At 66.9% G+C, this 16,578-nt stretch carries 7 protein-coding genes; 1 reads left to right on the top strand and 6 read right to left on the bottom strand.

The features are described from left to right. Window positions 1-196 precede the first annotated feature (196 nt). From ACODSK_RS24465 to ACODSK_RS24450, 4 genes are all read right to left on the bottom strand, one after another. Window positions 197-1,219, bottom strand: coding sequence for a DUF1615 domain-containing protein (locus tag ACODSK_RS24465; protein WP_489019667.1), 1,023 nt, complete (start codon window positions 1,217-1,219; stop codon window positions 197-199). A gap of 47 nt (window positions 1,220-1,266) precedes the next feature. Further along, entirely contained in the window at window positions 1,267-1,818 is a 552-nt protein-coding gene (locus tag ACODSK_RS24460) for a hydrolase (protein ID WP_489019666.1), read from the bottom strand. Window positions 1,819-1,903: 85 nt separating this feature from the next. After that, on the bottom strand, window positions 1,904-3,247 hold the full coding sequence (locus tag ACODSK_RS24455) for an endonuclease/exonuclease/phosphatase family protein (protein ID WP_489019665.1): 1,344 nt from the start codon (window positions 3,245-3,247) through the stop codon (window positions 1,904-1,906). Window positions 3,248-3,266: 19 nt separating this feature from the next. After that, window positions 3,267-4,154 (bottom strand): hypothetical protein, encoded by an 888-nt coding sequence (locus tag ACODSK_RS24450; protein ID WP_489019664.1) that lies wholly within the window; start codon window positions 4,152-4,154, stop codon window positions 3,267-3,269. Between the two features lie 201 nt (window positions 4,155-4,355). Between ACODSK_RS24450 and ACODSK_RS24445 the strand changes: the two genes are divergently transcribed. Continuing rightward, window positions 4,356-5,360: an ABC transporter substrate-binding protein gene (locus tag ACODSK_RS24445; RefSeq protein ID WP_489019663.1), complete on the top strand. Its 1,005-nt coding sequence runs from the start codon at window positions 4,356-4,358 to the stop codon at window positions 5,358-5,360. A gap of 18 nt (window positions 5,361-5,378) precedes the next feature. On the opposite strand, the gene ACODSK_RS24440 is transcribed toward ACODSK_RS24445, so the two are convergent. Further along, a complete protein-coding gene (locus ACODSK_RS24440; RefSeq protein WP_489019662.1) occupies window positions 5,379-10,904 on the bottom strand; it encodes an NEL-type E3 ubiquitin ligase domain-containing protein in 5,526 nt (1,841 codons plus the stop codon). Between the two features lie 126 nt (window positions 10,905-11,030). Then, window positions 11,031-16,493 (bottom strand): NEL-type E3 ubiquitin ligase domain-containing protein, encoded by a 5,463-nt coding sequence (locus tag ACODSK_RS24435; protein WP_489019661.1) that lies wholly within the window; start codon window positions 16,491-16,493, stop codon window positions 11,031-11,033. Window positions 16,494-16,578: the final 85 nt, after the last annotated feature.

Raw genomic sequence — 16,578 nt, 5'->3', positions numbered from 1 at the left:
GGTCCTTTGCCTGGCCCGGATCCAGCGGCCGACCAGGATCCTTGTGGGAGTCGGCATTGCCGACGATGAGGCCGGCAACTTCGACATCGATCTTGCTGGCCTCATCGCTGGCAACGCCAGCTCCCACAGGTCTTTTGCCTGACCCGGATCTTGCGGCCGACCGGGATCTGATTGCCAGCGATGAGGCCCTCGAAATCTAGCGCCTCATGCAGCGCTGATAACGCTCATCCACCCGCCTGGCAAACCACGCCGTGGTCAGTTGCCGGGTGATCTTCGGGCTTTCCAGCCTGATCCCCGGCAGCACCTCCCGCGCCACCCGCTTGCCGGCCATCTGGTCGGCCAGGGCGAACACCTGCTGGTACAGGCGGGTTTCCTCGAATTCATCACCATCGCCCTTCTCCAACTGACTGCGAATCGTCGGATTGCGCATGCCGAAACGCTCGCCAAGACGCCGCGCGGCTTTTTCCGTGCTCCCCGGCAGCAGCGAACCATGGGCGATCAGGTCGCCATCCAGGGCCAGTTCCACCCCGCTCACCCGGCTCAAGGCCGCCTGGAACGCCGCGTTGCGACTGGCGTACCAGCCTGCGTTGAAATCGGCGAAGCGGTATAGCGGGCTGGGGTAATCGGCCGGATAGCCGAGCAGATGGGCGATGCCGAAATACATGCCACCGCGCCGGGTGAAGACTTCCTGGCGCAGCGTGCCGTCATGCCGGTAGGGGTAGTCGCGGGCATTGGCCTCGGCAAAGTCGATGCTGACCTGCATCGGCCCGCCGGTGCGCACCGGGTTGAAACCGCCAAGCAGCGTGCGCCCCAGCGGCAGCAAGCCGGTCAGTTCGTCGTACAGCCCGCTCAGCTCCCGCTCGCTGCGCACGGCGGCCAGGCGCTGGTTCCAGGTCTTGCCGTTGCCCGAGCGGGTGTCCAGCGCGACGTCGACCAGGGCCTTGGGCACGAAGGCCTTGGCGGCACGGCGGTCGATTTCGTCGCGGGCGATACGGCCGAGGTTGGGCACCTTGGGGTCGGCGGTGAAGGTGGACTCCTGCTCGGTCACCGCCAGCACCGCGCAGAGATTCGACTGGCTAGGGTCGAGCTTCTGTGCGCTGAAGGCCGTTTCGATATCCCGCGCCCAGCCCTGGCGGTCGTTGACCGAGGCTGGCAGCAACGCGGCGATCCGCGCCCGCACCTGTTCCGGCGGCTCTGTCTGCACGCCACGCTGGCCCATGCAACCGGCCAGCAGGACCAGCGCCGCCAGCGCCAGCCAGCGGGCTTTCAGGGCTGCTCCCCGACCAGGAAGGTCTTGCTGATATGGCGGAATTTCTCGTGCCCGGCGCTGCGCATCAGCTCGAACAGGACCATCTCGCGGGTAACGATCTGTGCCCCGGCGCCCTGCATGCGTGCCAGGCCTGCAGCCTTGCTGTCGGGGCTGCGGCTGTCACAGGCATCGGCGACGACGAACACCTGCTTGCCGCCCTCCAGCAGCTCCAGCACGGTCTGCAGCACGCAGACATGGGTTTCCATGCCGCAGACGATCACCTGCTCGCGGGCCAGCAAGGACGCCGGCAGGCATTCACCGGCAACGCAGGAGAAATGCAGTTTTTCCACGACTTGCGCACCCGGCGCCGCCTCCAGCAACTCGGTCACGGTATGCCCGAGGCCCTTGGGGTATTGCTCGGAAATCACTGTCGGGAGGCCCAGTTCGGCAGTGGCGGCCAGCAGCCAGCGGGTCCGCGCCAGGGTACCGGCGGGGTCGCTGACCGCGCCGATCAGTTTTTCCTGAACATCGATGACCAGCAGCGTGGCACGGGAAGCGTCGATCAACATCGGGCAGAGCTCCTTGCAGTCGGAAATGCCTCCGACTATGCGGCGCCGGCCCGCTTATGGCAACGGCCGGCGCGGGCGCGAGGCGTCAGGAGAAGTGCATGACGTAGCTCACCGCCAGGTGATCGGACGGCCCCGGCGCATCCACCACCCCGGGCGCGATCGGCCCGGTGCTGCCGTTGACCAGGGCGTAGTCGAGCATGCGCTGCGGTGCGGTGGCCGGATGGGTAGCGCCGCTGGCCGGGAGGATGCGCGCCAGGTCCTCGGGCGAAACCCAGTTGCCCGAACCGCTGGCCGGTGGTCGCGGATCGCGGTTGAAATCGCCGAGGACCACGTACGGCGTGTCGGTGTGCCAGCTGATCTCGCGGATCATCCGCGGCGCGTTGTAGCCACCGCCGGACAAGGCGTGGAAGTTGTACACCGTCACCTCCTGCGGGTTCACCGCCGCCCCCGTGCCACGTCGGCGCAAGCGCACGCCCAGGGCCGGGCGGGCCAGCGGCAACATGCCGGACTGCGGTACGCCGTCGGCGATGACCCGCACATCCCGCACATCCAGCTGGGCGTCGGCGCGTATCACCACCGCCAGGTTGACCCGCAGCCGCTGCACATCGAGAAAGTACACCTGGTACGCCTCCGGGCGGGTGGCGCTGCCGGCCTGCCACAGGTACTGCTCGACTTCCTGATGGCTGCCGAACTGGTCGGGCACGTCCATCCGCACCACCAGCTCGGCGGAACTTGGCGGCGCCCCCGCTTCCTGGATCACCACCACATCATTGAGCCGGGCCAGTTGCAGCAGGCGGGTGCGCCATTTGCTTTCGGCAGTGGCCGCAGTGCCCTGCATGTTCCAGGTGGCCAGGCGCAGTTCCAGCCCCACCGCGCCGGGGCGCGTGCGACCGATCTCGATGCGACGCGCGCCGTCCTGGCTGCGGATGCGCGCGTGATAGTAGTCACGCAGCCCGCCCTGCAACTGGACAAGCCCCTGCCATGGCCCCTGGCTGGCCCCGACCACGAACTGCAGCAGGCGCAACGGGTCGCCGGTGTCCAGGTCCAGCGGACCGCGTTCCGCCTGCAGGCCGTTCATTATCAGCACGTAGTGCAGGCGGTACAGCACCAGCAGCACGGCGAACACATCGCCCTGCCGCCCCCGGGCGATCAGGGCAAGGACCTCGTCGCTGTTGTACAGGCGCCGCAGCAGCAGGGTCAGGCGCTGGGCGAAGCGACACTGCTGGGCCTGGTTGGCGCTGCGCATGTATTGCCGGGAAATGACATAGGCCAGGTAGGAAGCGGTCGGCTGGGCATGGTCGGGGGAGGAGCCGAGCAGTTCGAGGATATCCAGCAGGATGACCTCGGTTTCGTTGAAGAACACCTCGTCGTCCAGCCCCTCGACCAGGTGGGTATCGATGTAGCGGCGTATCGTGTTATCGATCGGCATGGGCAGCATCCACCAAGGGTTATGAGGGCATGCCGCGGTAGAGCACGTGCAGGATACCGTCCTGCACCGCTGCGCCGGGGCTGTTGGTCGCGCCCAGCGCGGTACTGGTTACCCGGGGCCCGAGCACATTGCCGTCGTAGCCGTACTGATGGATGTCGTAGTGGGCACCGGCCGCCGGCGTATCCGCGCTCGCCTGGGTGAACAGCAGTTTCAGCAGGCCGTTGTGCACCGCCACAGCCGGCGAGCTGGGGTAGTCGTCGCGAAACAGCAATTGCGCCCGCGACCACTGGCGCACGCCATCGAACTTGAGCAGGTAGAAGCCGCCGTCGGCATCCTTGTAGACCAGGTGAAGCAGGCGCTGGTAGGCGATCGCCACCGGACTCAAGTGGCTGCGCAGCGGGTGCGCGCCGTCGCTCTTGACCAGGGTGGATCGAGTCCACTCCTTGAGGTCGAGGGTCGAGCGTTGCCAGATATTCACCGGGTTGTCGTGGACGTGATGGAACAGGTGCAGGCGCCCGTCCAGAACAGCCACGGCCGGGGTCATCTCCAGGAAGATATCCAGGGTGCGGTTGAGCACGAACAGCCCGGAAGGCTCATCCAGGGTGAGCAGGAGGGTGCTGCCCAGGGTGCTGGCATAGATCACGTGCAACTGGTCCTTGAACGTGAAAATGCACGGCGCCCAGCGCGGGGTGATCTCGCTGACGCTGGTCGGCTCGCTCCACAGGCCGGCGTTGGAGGCCTTGCGGATCACCTTGACCGTGCCCAGCTCGCGCAGGCCGTCGACATACACGCAGTACAGGCTGCCCTTGAAATGCGCCACCCGGCAGCACTCTTCGGTAGCCGCGGACGTGGGGTAGGAATGATCGAGAATGCCGTGAGGGCTCGAGGTGGTCCAGATCTTCTTCATCGGGTGAACTCCGCTGCGCAAGGGGAGCGCTACTACAGCAGCGACGCCGATCAGCGTCTGTCGCCACGCTCGCTGCGAGGCATGGGAGAACAGCCACCGCCACGGGGAAAACCGCGCGCTGGCGCTGGCGGTTTTCCATTGGAGTCTTGTCGCGCCGTGCGCTGTCTACACTGAGCCCACCCCTCTCACGAGCCACCGCCCATGAAACGCCTGGCCCTGCTGCTGTGTACCGCTCTTTTCGGCCTGTCCGCCCTGGCTGCGCCGCGCGCGCCCATCCATTTCGGCGAGATCACCTGGGAAAGCGGAAGCTTCACCACCGAAGTGCTGCGCCTGATCGTCGAGCACGGCTACGGCTATCCCACCGACACCCTGCCCGGCAGCACGGTAAGCATGGAGGTAGCCCTGGCGCGCAACGATATCCAGGTGATCGGCGAGGAATGGGCCGGCCGCAGCCCGGCCTGGATCAAGGCGGAGCAGGCCGGCGAGGTGCTGGCCCTTGGCGATACGGTGAAGAACGCCGACGAAGGCTGGTACGTGCCGGAATTCGTGATCAAGGGCGACCCGGCGCGGGGCCTTGCGCCACTGGCACCGGAGCTGCGCTCGGTCAGCGACCTGCAGCGCTACGCCAAGGTCTTCGCCGACCCCGAGGCGCCGGGCAAGGGCCGTTTCCTCAACAGCCCCAGCGGCTGGACCTCGGAAACCGTGAACAGCCAGAAGCTCAAGGCCTATGGCCTGGACGGCCTGTACAACAATTTCCGCAGCGGCTCGGGTGCGGCCCTGGACGCGGAAGTGACCTCGTCGATCCGCCGCGGCAAGCCGGTACTGTTCTACTACTGGTCACCCACCCCGTTGATGGGCCGCTTCAAGCTGGTGCGCCTGGAAGAGCCAGCCTTCGATGCCCAGGCCTGGGCGACCCTGACCGACGCCAGCAACCCCGCACCCAAGGGCAGCCGCTCGTTGCCGGCGAAGCTGTCCATCGGCGTATCCAAGGCGTTCCATGAGCAGTATCCGGACCTGGTGAGCTTTTTCAGCAAGGTCGACCTGCCCATCGACACCCTCAACGCCGTGCTGGCGCGCATGAGCGAGGAGCGCCAGGACCCGGCCCTGGCGGCACGGGCGTTCCTCAAGGAGCACCCGCAGATCTGGCGCGACTGGCTGCCGGATGAGGTGCGCGCCAAGGTCACGACGTACCTGGCCGGGCACTGACTCAACCGGCAGCCGGGGTCAGGGCTGCGCCTGGCGCAAGCCTTCCTGGTGAGTCAGTTCCCTGACCAGGTTGGCTTCGTCCCGTTTGCGTTGTTCGATCAACGCCTGGATCCGCTCGCTGCTCTGCACCGGCGTGTCATCCGGATACAGGTCGACCAGGCCGAGCACCTTGCCCTCGAAGCGTTCACGGATGACCTGAAAGCGCTCGCCGTAGGCATCACGCAGATAGTCCAGCCAGAAATCGCGCTGCGCGGCATAGCCCAGCAGCCCCTGCCCGGCCTCGCCAACGCGAACCCGTGCCGCTGCGCTGTCCAGCTCGCCGGCATGCAGGTTGGCAGAGCCGGCATACAGCATCTGCTGCGGCGCCAGCGGCAGGTCCAGCTCGTTGGCCAGGTTCAGCCGATAGGCCAGGCGGACCTCCGCTTCATCGCGCCCCGCCGCCTCCACCCGGGCGATGTTGTCCAGTTCCTGCAAGCGGTAGAGGCGGCGCATCAGGCGATACAGGGTCGATCCACGCTGCGCGGCGTCCACCGCACGCAAGGCCTGATGGGTGAAGACCAACACTTCCATCTGGTTGAATTCGAGGCGGATACCGTCCGGACAGGTGTCGAACTCGCGCAACTGGCGCAACGGCTCCTCGGCCATGCCGTTGAGCACCAGGCGCAGCTCCGGGTCCTCGGCACTGGCGTCCAGTACCTGCCAGACCCGCTCGATCAGGTCGGGCCGGGTCAGGCCGTTGCGGTATTCGGCGGTATGCCGCAGGCGGCCGATCAGTCGCAGCAGGTCATCGGCATCGTCGCTCGCTTCGAGCTGGTGCCAGAGCTGACGGCGGGTGTCAGCGGCGGGGCCGGCGCGGTCGAGCCAGATATCCACGCGGATCAGCTCCGCTTCCGACGCACCACCGGAGCTGGCCCCGCCGGAACTGGACCAGTGGCTGCCACCCAGGCGATTGATATGCTCGGGCAAGTCGAGGCGAAAACTGTAGGGACGCGTCAGGCCCTCGGACAAGTGCGCGGACATCAGGGTTTCCTCGCTCAGCGGATTGCCTTCCAGGGCGATTTCGCAGGTACCGCTCAGGCTTTCGGCGTTTTCCAGCAGGTACGACGGCAGCGCAGAAAGGCGGTTGTGATTGAGGTTCAGGTGCTGGATGCGCTCCGGCAGCAAGGGATCGAGCCAGCTCGGCCAATGACCGATGTCCATGCGTTCCAGGGCCAGGCGACTGAACAGCAGGCGCCCGAAGGCCGAAACATCGCTGATCTCGCCCAGGCGGTTGCCGCTGAGATCCAGGGCGGCCAGGGCCGGCAGGCGCGCCAGCAGATCGATGCTGGCCTGGTCGACCAGCAGGTGCGCATCGACCACCGACAACTGCCGCAACTGGCCCAGATCTGCCAGCACCGGAGGCAAGCGATCGAGACGGAAGCCGCTGATACTCAGATGCTCCAGGCGTCCGAAGCGGCCGATCAAGCGCTCCAGCTGTTCCACGTTGCCTAGGGGCCGGATCAGTTCGAGGCGGTTGATGCGCTCGTAGAAAAACTCCGGCAAGGCATGGGGGAAATCCTCCAGACGGGTGTCCTCGAGCAACAGCGGTCGCGTGTTTGCTACCTCGCCCTGGCTCGTCCAGCTCTCCACCAGCGCGTTACCCAGCGAGCGGCGGGCGCTCAGCCGCTCCGCACTGACCTCCGAGGTACCGAGCCAACCGTCGATGGAGCCGGACAGCGCGTCGCGCTCGCGCATCATGGCCTGCACGGTGCTCTCCACTGCCGGCGGGATCTCCACGTCGAAGCGGAAACGCCGACCGCGCCAGGTACCGATACGAATGCCGATCAGCGCCTGCTGGGACAGCAGGTTGCCGCGCAGCGACACCCAGGTCGAGTGATCGGCGCTCGCCGGGTTGCGTTGCAGGTGTGGCGGCAGGCCGACCAGACGGTTGTCACGCAGCGATAGCGCATCGATACCCTCCAGCGCATCACTGTCCAGCCACTCCGGCCAGTGCTCCAGGCCAAGGCGATCGAGACCGAGAAAGTCCAGTTGCAGGCTTTCGCTGAGGCGCACCGGCAAGTGGCTCGGTCGATTGCCGCTCAGGTCCAGATGGCGCAGCTCGCTCAAGCGGCCCAGTTCGTCCAGCACCTCCTGGCCCAACGGCAGATGCAGGTTGAGCAGGCGCAGTTCGGCCAGGCGCGGATAGGCACCGACCACGACCCGTGGCAGGTCATGCACCGAGCGGTTCTCCAGGGCATCGATCTCCAGCGCGGTGACCCGGGGAAAGCGCCGTAGCATCTGCGCCAGCGGATCCTCCAGGCGCAATGCACCATCCTCGCCCGCAGTCATGGTTGCCGGCGGCAGCGACACCCCGGACAGCTCAAGCCCTTGCACACGCAGGCGGAAGAAATCGGGCAGTTCCCCGGGAAAGTCCTCCAGCGAAACCGCGAACAGGCGCAACGGCACCCCGGTGCGACCGATTTCCGGGAGCAGGTTGTCACGCCAGTGTTGCCACAGGGCCAGCTCGATCAATTGCCGATCGTTCGGTGCCGGCCCCTCGCCGGCGAGGCGTGGCGACATGTCGCCCAGCGGCAGCAGGTGTTGCAGTTGCTCGCGCTCGTCGAGCAGCAGCCCCAGGCGCAGGTCGATGGCTTCGTCGCCAAGATTGATGCCACGCAACTGCTGCAGCAGGTCGCGCGGGAACACATCCGGCAATTCCAGCAGGCGGATCTTGTCCAGCAGGGTGTTCTCCGCCGGCAGCGCCGCCAGTTGTCCGCGCCCGCTCAGCGGATAACCCGGCCGCCCGTTGGCCAGGCGCATGGGCGAGCGCGTGGCCGGGCGGACCGGCTGCATATGCAGGACCTTGCGCAACTCCGGCCGCGCCAGTGGACGGGCCAGGACCCGTTGACGCAAGCCCTGGCTGTCCTCGGCCACGCGCAAGCCGAGGGCGCTGCGTTGCGCCGAAGTCAGGGTCGCCAGTACCGCGCCGAACAGATCCACGGCATCGCCCTGGGGCTCCTCCGCCAGGCGATAGCCGTCGGCACTCTTGACCAGCACCCGTCGATGCACCGCCGGGGACGGGCCGATGCTATCGAGCAGCGGCCCGTCGGCGCGCAGGCCGCGGATCTCGATGCGGTACTGCTCGGCCCAGCCCGGCAGCCCGGCCAGGCTGTGCAGGATCAGCCGGGTACTGTCGTTGTTCGACAGCGGATCCAGGTACAGCCCTTCGTAGGCCCGCGCCAGGCGCACCGCCTGCAGATAGTGGCGGGCTTCCTCGGCAAGCCGCGGCGGCACCCGCTGCTGCTCCTCGAGCAGCGTCCGCTCCGCTGCACTGGCGTGCTCCAGCAGCTCCTCCGCCAGACGTCGGGGCAACCCGCCGAAGTCCCTTAGCAGCGGGACCAGGGCGGCCGCTGGCGGCGCCGGATCCTGGTAGAGCATGTCGAACAGGCGATTGAAGTGTTCAGGAGTCAGGGGCTCGCCTCGCGCCAGCAGCTCGCGGTGGATCCGATAGCGTTCCAGGCAGTCCATCAGCAAGGCTGGCGGGTGCTGTCCATCAGCCAGCGCCCGGCGCAGTTCGGCCTCGTGGCAGCCGCTGATCACCAGCAGCCGCTGTGCCTGGACTTCGTCAAGATCCCGGGCGGCTGCGCCCAAACGCTGGAACAATGCCACGCCTGCCCATTCCCGCGGCCGGTCCAGCTCATGCAGCCACACCCCCTCCCCCTGATAACGCAGGCCCGGCCGGTAGGCATCGGCCCGGCGAGGATGCTGGAGATAGTAGCCAGCCTCGGCGTCACCGCCCACCGCATGGATACGTCCGTCCAGGGGCAGCCAGCGCTTGCCCTGGTAGACGTAGAGACCTTGCGCATCGGGTTTCAGCTCGGCGGGCAGGAGCTGGTCGTGGGCGAATGGCTTGAGGTCCCGGGACCAGAAACGGATGCGGCCATCGGCCAGGCGCGCCGGATGCAGCAGGTCGGGCATTTCGCGCACTGCGATGCCCGGTGGCGCGCTTGCCGCGCCACCGAGGGCGGCAACCAGGGCGAGGTTCTCGACCACGTCGAACAGGTAGGTCCAGGCCTGCTCACGCTCATCCCGGGTCCATTCGCCAATGCCTTCGTAGACTTCGTGGGCCAACTGCGCGGCGCTGAACACCATCATCGCCGCGCCCACCACCGGCACCGCGAAGGCCAGGGTGTTCGCTATCAGCAGGGCATCCTGGGCGAAGTATTCGAGTTTCTCTTCGAGGCTCTTGTGATCCTCCTCGGCGGTCGGCACCGCGACAAACAAACCGTCGTCCTTGAGCCGCTCGAGCTTTCGCGCCAGCAGGCTGGCCTGCAACGGTCCCGCCAGCAGCGTCTCGTGGAAGGGCAGGCTGGCCTGGCGATCCAGCACTTCCTCGTACCAGCCACCGGGGTTCCAGACCTTGGGGTGAAAGGCCTGGCGCAGCTTGTCCAGGACCTCGGCGCGATGCCGCGCAGGAATGAAGCCCTGGAAGAAGGCCAGGTAGTCGTCCTGCAGCAACCGGTCGCGCAGGTGCCCGCACACCTCGATGAAGGAGTCGAACTCCTTGAGCGGTTGCTCGGGATCTCCCGGGATGTACAGCACCCGGCTGTCCGGCGCGCTGTCGACCGCACGCTCCCAGGCGAACACGACGATGCCGCTCAGTTCGACCTTCCACAGGCTCAGGCCGGCGCTTTCCAGGGCCACGCCGTCAAGGGTCGCCTGGCCCTCGCGCAGCAACGCCAGCATGGCCTGGTACAGCGGCTGGCCGATGTGCCCCTGCATGCGTGCCAGATGCAGGTGCAGCAGCAGCCCGGTCTGCTCGTGGCGTTCGAAAACCCGGCGGCGCTGCCGGGTAGACTCCCGGCCTGGCTCGTCACCTGCGGCGGCAGGATCGAAGTGCTGCTGGATCAACTCCTGGTAGCGGCGGCCGAGATCGAGCTGGCGACACAGCCCGGCGAAACGGTGCGGGGCGATCGCCAGGACCTCCCCTCCCCACAGCGGTTGTCCCGGGCTGGCCTTGAAGATCTGCGCCTTGGTCACCGGCAGGTCCATGCCCTCGGGCTCGCTTTCCCAGGCCTCGAAGTTCTGCAGGGCCACGCTCAGCAGTGGCCGGCAGGCCAGGCGGAAGGCCTTGAAGGTTTCCACTGCCCAGTCCCTCGATGCGCTGAGAAAGGAGTCGTCCGTGCGCATCCGTCGCGGATGGAACAACCAGGTCCGCCGTACATCCACCGCCTCGCCCAGATGGCTCTGCAGCAAGCTTATGAGCAAGGGCTCGGCAAAGCGCTCGGGATCGGGCAAGGCGCCCAGCCAGGCCTCGACCTGGGCTCCCAGGGCAACATGCTCGCGGTAATCGTCGTGCAGACGGGCGACCACTTCGGGCATCTCACGGGTCGCCGTGAGCACCCAGGGGAGTGCCGCCATGCCTTGTTCGTGGCCGACCCGGCGTGCTTCGCGGGTCGCCTCCAGCAGCCATTGCGGTGTGTGTTTGCTGATGGTGGCGTAGCCCTGCCGATGACGGCTCGCCGCCTCGTCCGTCGAAGTCGTGGAGCTTTCCGCTGTCGACATGTGAATCACCTGTTCTGGCTGATAAGGGCGCTCCAGCCTAGTCAGCGCAGGGGTGAGGTCGGGGGCACATAGATAACACCCCGCAGTTGCCCCTGCCGGCCTTGGCGCCGGCAAGGGCAAACCTGCCTACACGCCGGCCATCGCCTGCTCCAGGGTCAAGTGTTCGAGCAGGCTGCGCTCGTCGGCCTTGAACTTGTCCTCCAGGGCCCTGATACGGGGCGCCGACTGCTCCGCCGACTCATCGGGCCAGAGGTCGACGACCGCCAGCACCGACGCTTCATAGGCCTCCCTGAGTGCCTGGAAGCGCTCGCTGAAGGCCTCGCGCAGATAGGCACTCCAGAAGTCGCAATCGGCAGCGAAGCCGAGCAGGCCCTGTCCGCTTTCTTCCTGCTGCAAGCGCTGCAACGCCTGGTTCAGTTCGCCCGGGGCGATCTCCGCCTCGCTGCGGTAGAGCATGCTGCGCGGCGGTACCGGCAGTTCCAGTTGCTCGGCCCAGCGCAAGCGGTAGGCCAGGCGCACTTCCGCTTCGTCGCGAATGCCGGCGCGCTCGCGGGCAATGCGGTCGAGGGTCTGGGCACGGAACAGCCCGCGCATCAGGCGGAACAGCGTCGCGCCGCGATTCTCCGTGCCCACGTCGCGCAAGGCCTGGCGGGTATGCACCTGCAGCTCCATCTGGTTGAACTCCAGGCGAATCCCGTCAAGACAGGTGTCCTGGTAATGCAGTTGAATCAAGGGTTCCTCGGCCATGCCATTGAGGGTCAGGCGCAGGTCGGTGTCCTGGTCCGCCGCTGCCAGCACGGTCCAGACCCGCGTCACCAGCTCGGCGCGTCGGCTCGCCGTGCGGTAATCGGCGCTCTGGCGCAAACGCGAGACCAGCGCCAGCAGCGACCCGGCATCGCCGCGCGTGGCCATGCGCTGCCAGATCAGACGGTGCTGGGCATCCGCCTCGACATCCCCGGTCTGCCAATTGTCGAAAGGATCTTCGGGCGACTGGCTGGCCTCCTCCGGCGTGGTCTCCGAAGCCTCGGAGTCCGACGAGTGCGGCCGCGCCTCCATCGCCGCGATGTCTTCGGGCAAGGTCATGCTGAAGGAATAAGGACGGTTGGCATGCTGCGAGGTGAAGGCGCGGATCATGGTCTCGCGGCTCAGCGGGTTGTTGCGCAGCGAGATATCCGTCGCGCCGTTATCGACATAGTGGTTATCCAGAAGCATGCCGGGCAGTTCCGTGAGCCGATTGTCATCCAGGCCCAGCAGTTCGATGCCGTGGGGAATCAAGCTGTCGAGCCACGCCGGCCATACCGCTATGTGCATCTGCGCCAAACCGAGGTAATCGAGGAAGCGGCCCTGGAACTGAGAGACATCGGTGATTTCACCCAGGCGATTGCCATCGAGCTGCAACGACGTCAGCAACGGGATACGACCCAGGGCCTCCATGGCCGCCTGGTCGATGGTCATGCCCATGCGCACCAGCGCCACTTCGCGAAGATGAGCCAGACTCGCCAGGCTGGCGGGAACCTGCGTCAGGGCCGGACGCCCGGCCACCAGCGACAGCTCGGCGAGCAACGGGAAGCGCCCGAGGAAGTCTTCCAGGCTTGCCGTTGTCGCATCGAAACGGGTCATTTCCAGGCGCTGGACACGGGTCGCGAAGAACGCCGGCAACTGCTCGGGAAAATCCGCCAACACCACATCCTCGAGATGCAGCAGCGCCGTGCCGGAGAGGTACAGGTCCTCGCGCCAGAAATTCAGCAGCACCCTGGCCACCCTCTGCCGATAGCCGTGGCGCTCGGGCGTCAGCGGCGTGGTCGCGGTGCTGTCGTCGACCCACGCCTGCAAGGTCGCCTGCAACTGGCTGTGCTCCTCGACGAGCAGGCCCAGATCGGCTTCGACCGTGGCGGACAGGTTCAGGTCGAAGGCAAAGCGGCGGTGGACCTGTTCGGCGAGGCGCAGGTCGAGCAAGGCCTGGGTATTGAACTGGTTGCCCTGCAGCGCAACACGCATCGGCACGGCGAGCGGCTCGGCGTCGTCGAGGATATCCGGCGGCAGTTCGGCCAGGCAGTTGCCCACCAGCGATAGCTCGCCGATCCGGGCCAACGCCACGGTATCCAGCCACTGCGGCCACGCCGCCAGGCCCAGATATTCGAGGCCCAGGTAATCCAGGGTCAGGCCGTCCAGCGCGGGAATCGGCCAATCGAGCAGACGGCAGCCGCGCAGCTCCAGCCAGCGCAGGCGCGGCAACTGGGCCAGCGCACGCACATCCTGATAGCCGATCACCAGTCCGCCCAGTTCACGCACACCCACTTCGCGCAGGCCCAGCCCGCGCAGTTGCGGCCAGGTGCGGGCGATCATCTGCGGCAGTCCGATCTGCCACTCGCCGCTGAAGATATGCAACGCCGTGACATGCGTGAACCGCTCGGCCAGTGCCTGCAATTGCGGCTCGCGGATAAGGCGTTCGAAGGGCGCGCCGGCCCTCTGATTGACCTCGCTGAGCACCATCGAGACCACCCGCTGGCGGAAAAACTCCGGCAACTGCGCCGGCAGGTCCGCCAGGTGAACCCGCGCCAGATGCAACGGCGTTTCTGGCCGCCCGAGTTCGGGGAGCAGATTGCTGCGCCAGTGCTGCCACAAGGCAGCACCGATACGCTCGCGGCTGTGCTGGTGCGATTCGCCGAGGGTCTGGGTGGCCGAGTCCATGATCCAGCGATCCAGGGCTTCACCCAGTTGCAGCCTTTCGTCGAGCAGCCCGTCCAGGCGCGCAGCGATCGCCGTGCGCTCCAGGCCAGTCCGGTACAAGGCCTGGAGGACATCCTCGACATGCATATCGTCCAGCTCCAGCAGGCGCAGCTTGTCCAGCAACTCGTCCTCGGTGAAGAACGGCTGGCCTTGTCCGCTGAGGGGATAACCGATACGCCCGTCGGACAGACGCATGGGCGAACGGAATCCGGGCTTGAGCGCCGCCATGCCCAGCCATTGGCGCAACTGCTGACGGGGCGCCATGGGCTGTTCCTGCAGGGCCCGGCGCAGCGCGGCGGCATCTTCGAGGCCGAGTTGCGTGCGGGCTGCGGCCGGCAGCACGTCGAACAATGCCTGACAGAAGTCCTTGGGCAACTGGCCGCGCCAGACCAGAGCCAGTTCCTCGCCGCTTGCCGTGCCGATTGCGGTCAGCAGCGGCCCCTCCGGAGCAGCATCGTACAAGCCGATACGCAGACCCTCCGGCCAGCCTGGCAATGCCTCCAGGCCATGCAGCAGGACCCGGGCGCTGTCGAGGTTGGCCTCGACGTTCAGGTAAAGGCCTTCGCAGGCGCGGGCGATGCGTACCTGCTGCTGGTAGAGCCGGACCTCTTCGGCCAGGCGCAGCGGCACGCGCCCGCTGCCCAGCGCTTGAGCCTCCGCTGGCGTGGCCTCGGTGATGACTTCCTCGATGATCGCGTTAGGCAGGCTGGCGAACTGGCGCTGCACCACTTGCCCCGCCGCCGACAGCGGCGCCTGCATCCGCTCGTAGCCGAGGGCAAAGCCCTGCACCAGGGAAGGACCAGCAGGCTTCTCGCCCTCCTCGAAGGACAACTGCCGCAGCACATCCTCCAGGCTCAACCGGCGCAGGGTATCGCTCAACAGCGCCGGCGGCCGGCGGCTGTCCAGCAGGCTCTGGCGCAAATGCGCTTCGCTGACGCCGCTGATGCGCAGCGCACGCAGGGCCATGGCCTCGGAGATCTCCGCCTCAAAGGGGCCGAGGCGACTGAACAGCTGCATGCCGCGCCACTGCTCCGGTGTTTCCAGTTCGTGCCACCAGCCGCCATTGCCGTTGTGCCGGATCGATGGCTCGTAGGCGCCCGGCCGTGACGGGTGTTCGAGGACGTAGGCCGGCTGTTCGCCCAGCAGGGTGCGCACCGAGTAGTAACGCCCTTCCAGGCGCAACCAGTCGCGTCCCTCGTGGTGGTACAGGCCGTTGTCGCCCTGGCGCAGCCAGCTGGGCAGTTCGATGTCATAGGCGAAGGGCGTCAGGTCCGGTTTCCACAAGCGCACACTGCCGTCGCCCAGGGTCACCGGGCGCATGCTGCGCACCGCCACCGGCAGGTTGCCGGTAAAGCGCGCCTGGGCGCCGCCGACCACGCCAAGCGCAGCCATCAGCGCGAGGTTTTCCACAACGTCCATGAAGTAGTTCCAGGCTTGCTCGCGCTCGCCCTTGGCCAGGCTGTCGAAGCCCTCGTACACCTCGTAGCCGAGCAGCGCCGCATTGACCACCAGCATCACCTGGCCCAGCACCGGCACGGCGAACGCAGCGAAATTGAGGGCGTTGAAACCGATCTCGAGGAAGTAGCGCACCTTGTCCTCGACGGACTTGTGATCCTGCGTGGCGGTGGGAACCGCATGGAACAGGCTGTCATCCTTGAGCTGGGCAATCCTGCGGCGCAGCAGGGCGTCGAACAGCGACTCGCTGATGCGTGGCATGGCCAGGCGCAGGTCGGCCTGGGCGTCGAACTGCTCTTCATACCAGCCACCCGGATTCCACACCCGGGGATAGAGAATGCGCTGGATCCGGCGCATCAGCGTGGCGCGCTCGCGGGCCGGGATGAAGCCCATGAAGTAGGCGCGCCACGCCGGCTCCTTCAGGCGCAGCCGCAGCGAGTCCTGAAACACCGCCAGCGAATCGAACGCTTGCAAGGGCTGCTGCGGCTCCTCGGGCATGTACACCACCACGCGCTGGCCACGGGCAAACAGCACGATGCCCGACAGCTCCACCTCGCACAGGCTCAGGCTGCAGCCGCCGGAAGGGTCATGCTTTTCGCCGGCCTGCAGCAGGTCGTCGTATAGCGTCCGGTCGATCGTGCCCTGCAGGAAGGCCAGGTGTACGGTCAGGCGAAAACTCGATTGCTCGAACAGCTTGAAATGGGCCTGGCGGGCGCTGGCAGCGGCCTCGGCGCTTTCACCGCCGACGGGTGCCGGACGGAAGGCCGTGTCGATCAGTTGCTGGTAGCGACCGCCCAGATCCAGCGTGCGACATAGCAGGGCGAAGCGTTCCGGGAGCAGCGGCACGTCGTGGCTGGGATCGAGGATCTGCCCGGTGTCGCTGGTGAAGATCAGCGAGGTGCGGCGGCCATCCTGCATGCCACCCTCCTCGGCCTCGAACGCTTCGAAGTTCTGCAGGGCCGACAGCAGCAGCGACTGGGTGGCCATCTTCACGATCTGGAAGGCATTGGCTACCGGGTCGCCGCCATTGATCCGCGATTCATCGACACTCGCTCGCGCGGCATTGAACAGGAAGGTCCGGCGGACATCGAGGTCCAGGCCGAAGGTGTTTTTCAGCGCCTGGCGCAGCAGCGGTTCGGCAAAGGCTTCGGCGCTGGGCAATTGCTCGAGAAATTCCGACACGGCCTTGGCATGGGCCTGGTGACGCTGTTGCTCGGCCTGTAGCGCCTGGATCACCTCGGGGTACCTGGCGCTGCTGGCGGCCAGCCAGGGCAGCGCCGCTGGCAAGGCCGCGCGCAAGGCCTGGCGTTGCTCTGGCGTAGCCTGCAGCAGGTGCGGCGGCACGCGCTGGCTGACGGTCTGGTAGTGGATATCGGCTGTTTCGACTGCGGGGATAGCGGCCATGCTGGCGCCCTCTCGTCCTTGAATGGGGCGTTCAGGCTAATGAGCCGCGAGGGTGAAAAAAACGGGTCAGGGCTACCCGGTGCAA

The organism is Pseudomonas sp. FG98 (assembly GCF_057808595.1).
This window is presented reverse-complemented; position numbering and strand designations above follow the sequence as displayed.

What these genes read in the sequence shown, in the direction of transcription:
- ACODSK_RS24450 (WP_489019664.1), bottom strand. Translation starts at nt 4,154, where the DNA reads ATGAAGAAGATCTGGACCACCTCGAGCCCTCACGGCATTCTCGATCAT.
- ACODSK_RS24465 (WP_489019667.1), bottom strand. Translation starts at nt 1,219, where the DNA reads ATGGGCCAGCGTGGCGTGCAGACAGAGCCGCCGGAACAGGTGCGGGCG.
- ACODSK_RS24455 (WP_489019665.1), bottom strand. Translation starts at nt 3,247, where the DNA reads ATGCCGATCGATAACACGATACGCCGCTACATCGATACCCACCTGGTC.
- ACODSK_RS24445 (WP_489019663.1), top strand. Translation starts at nt 4,356, where the DNA reads ATGAAACGCCTGGCCCTGCTGCTGTGTACCGCTCTTTTCGGCCTGTCC.
- ACODSK_RS24435 (WP_489019661.1), bottom strand. Translation starts at nt 16,493, where the DNA reads ATGGCCGCTATCCCCGCAGTCGAAACAGCCGATATCCACTACCAGACC.
- ACODSK_RS24460 (WP_489019666.1), bottom strand. Translation starts at nt 1,818, where the DNA reads ATGTTGATCGACGCTTCCCGTGCCACGCTGCTGGTCATCGATGTTCAG.
- ACODSK_RS24440 (WP_489019662.1), bottom strand. Translation starts at nt 10,904, where the DNA reads ATGTCGACAGCGGAAAGCTCCACGACTTCGACGGACGAGGCGGCGAGC.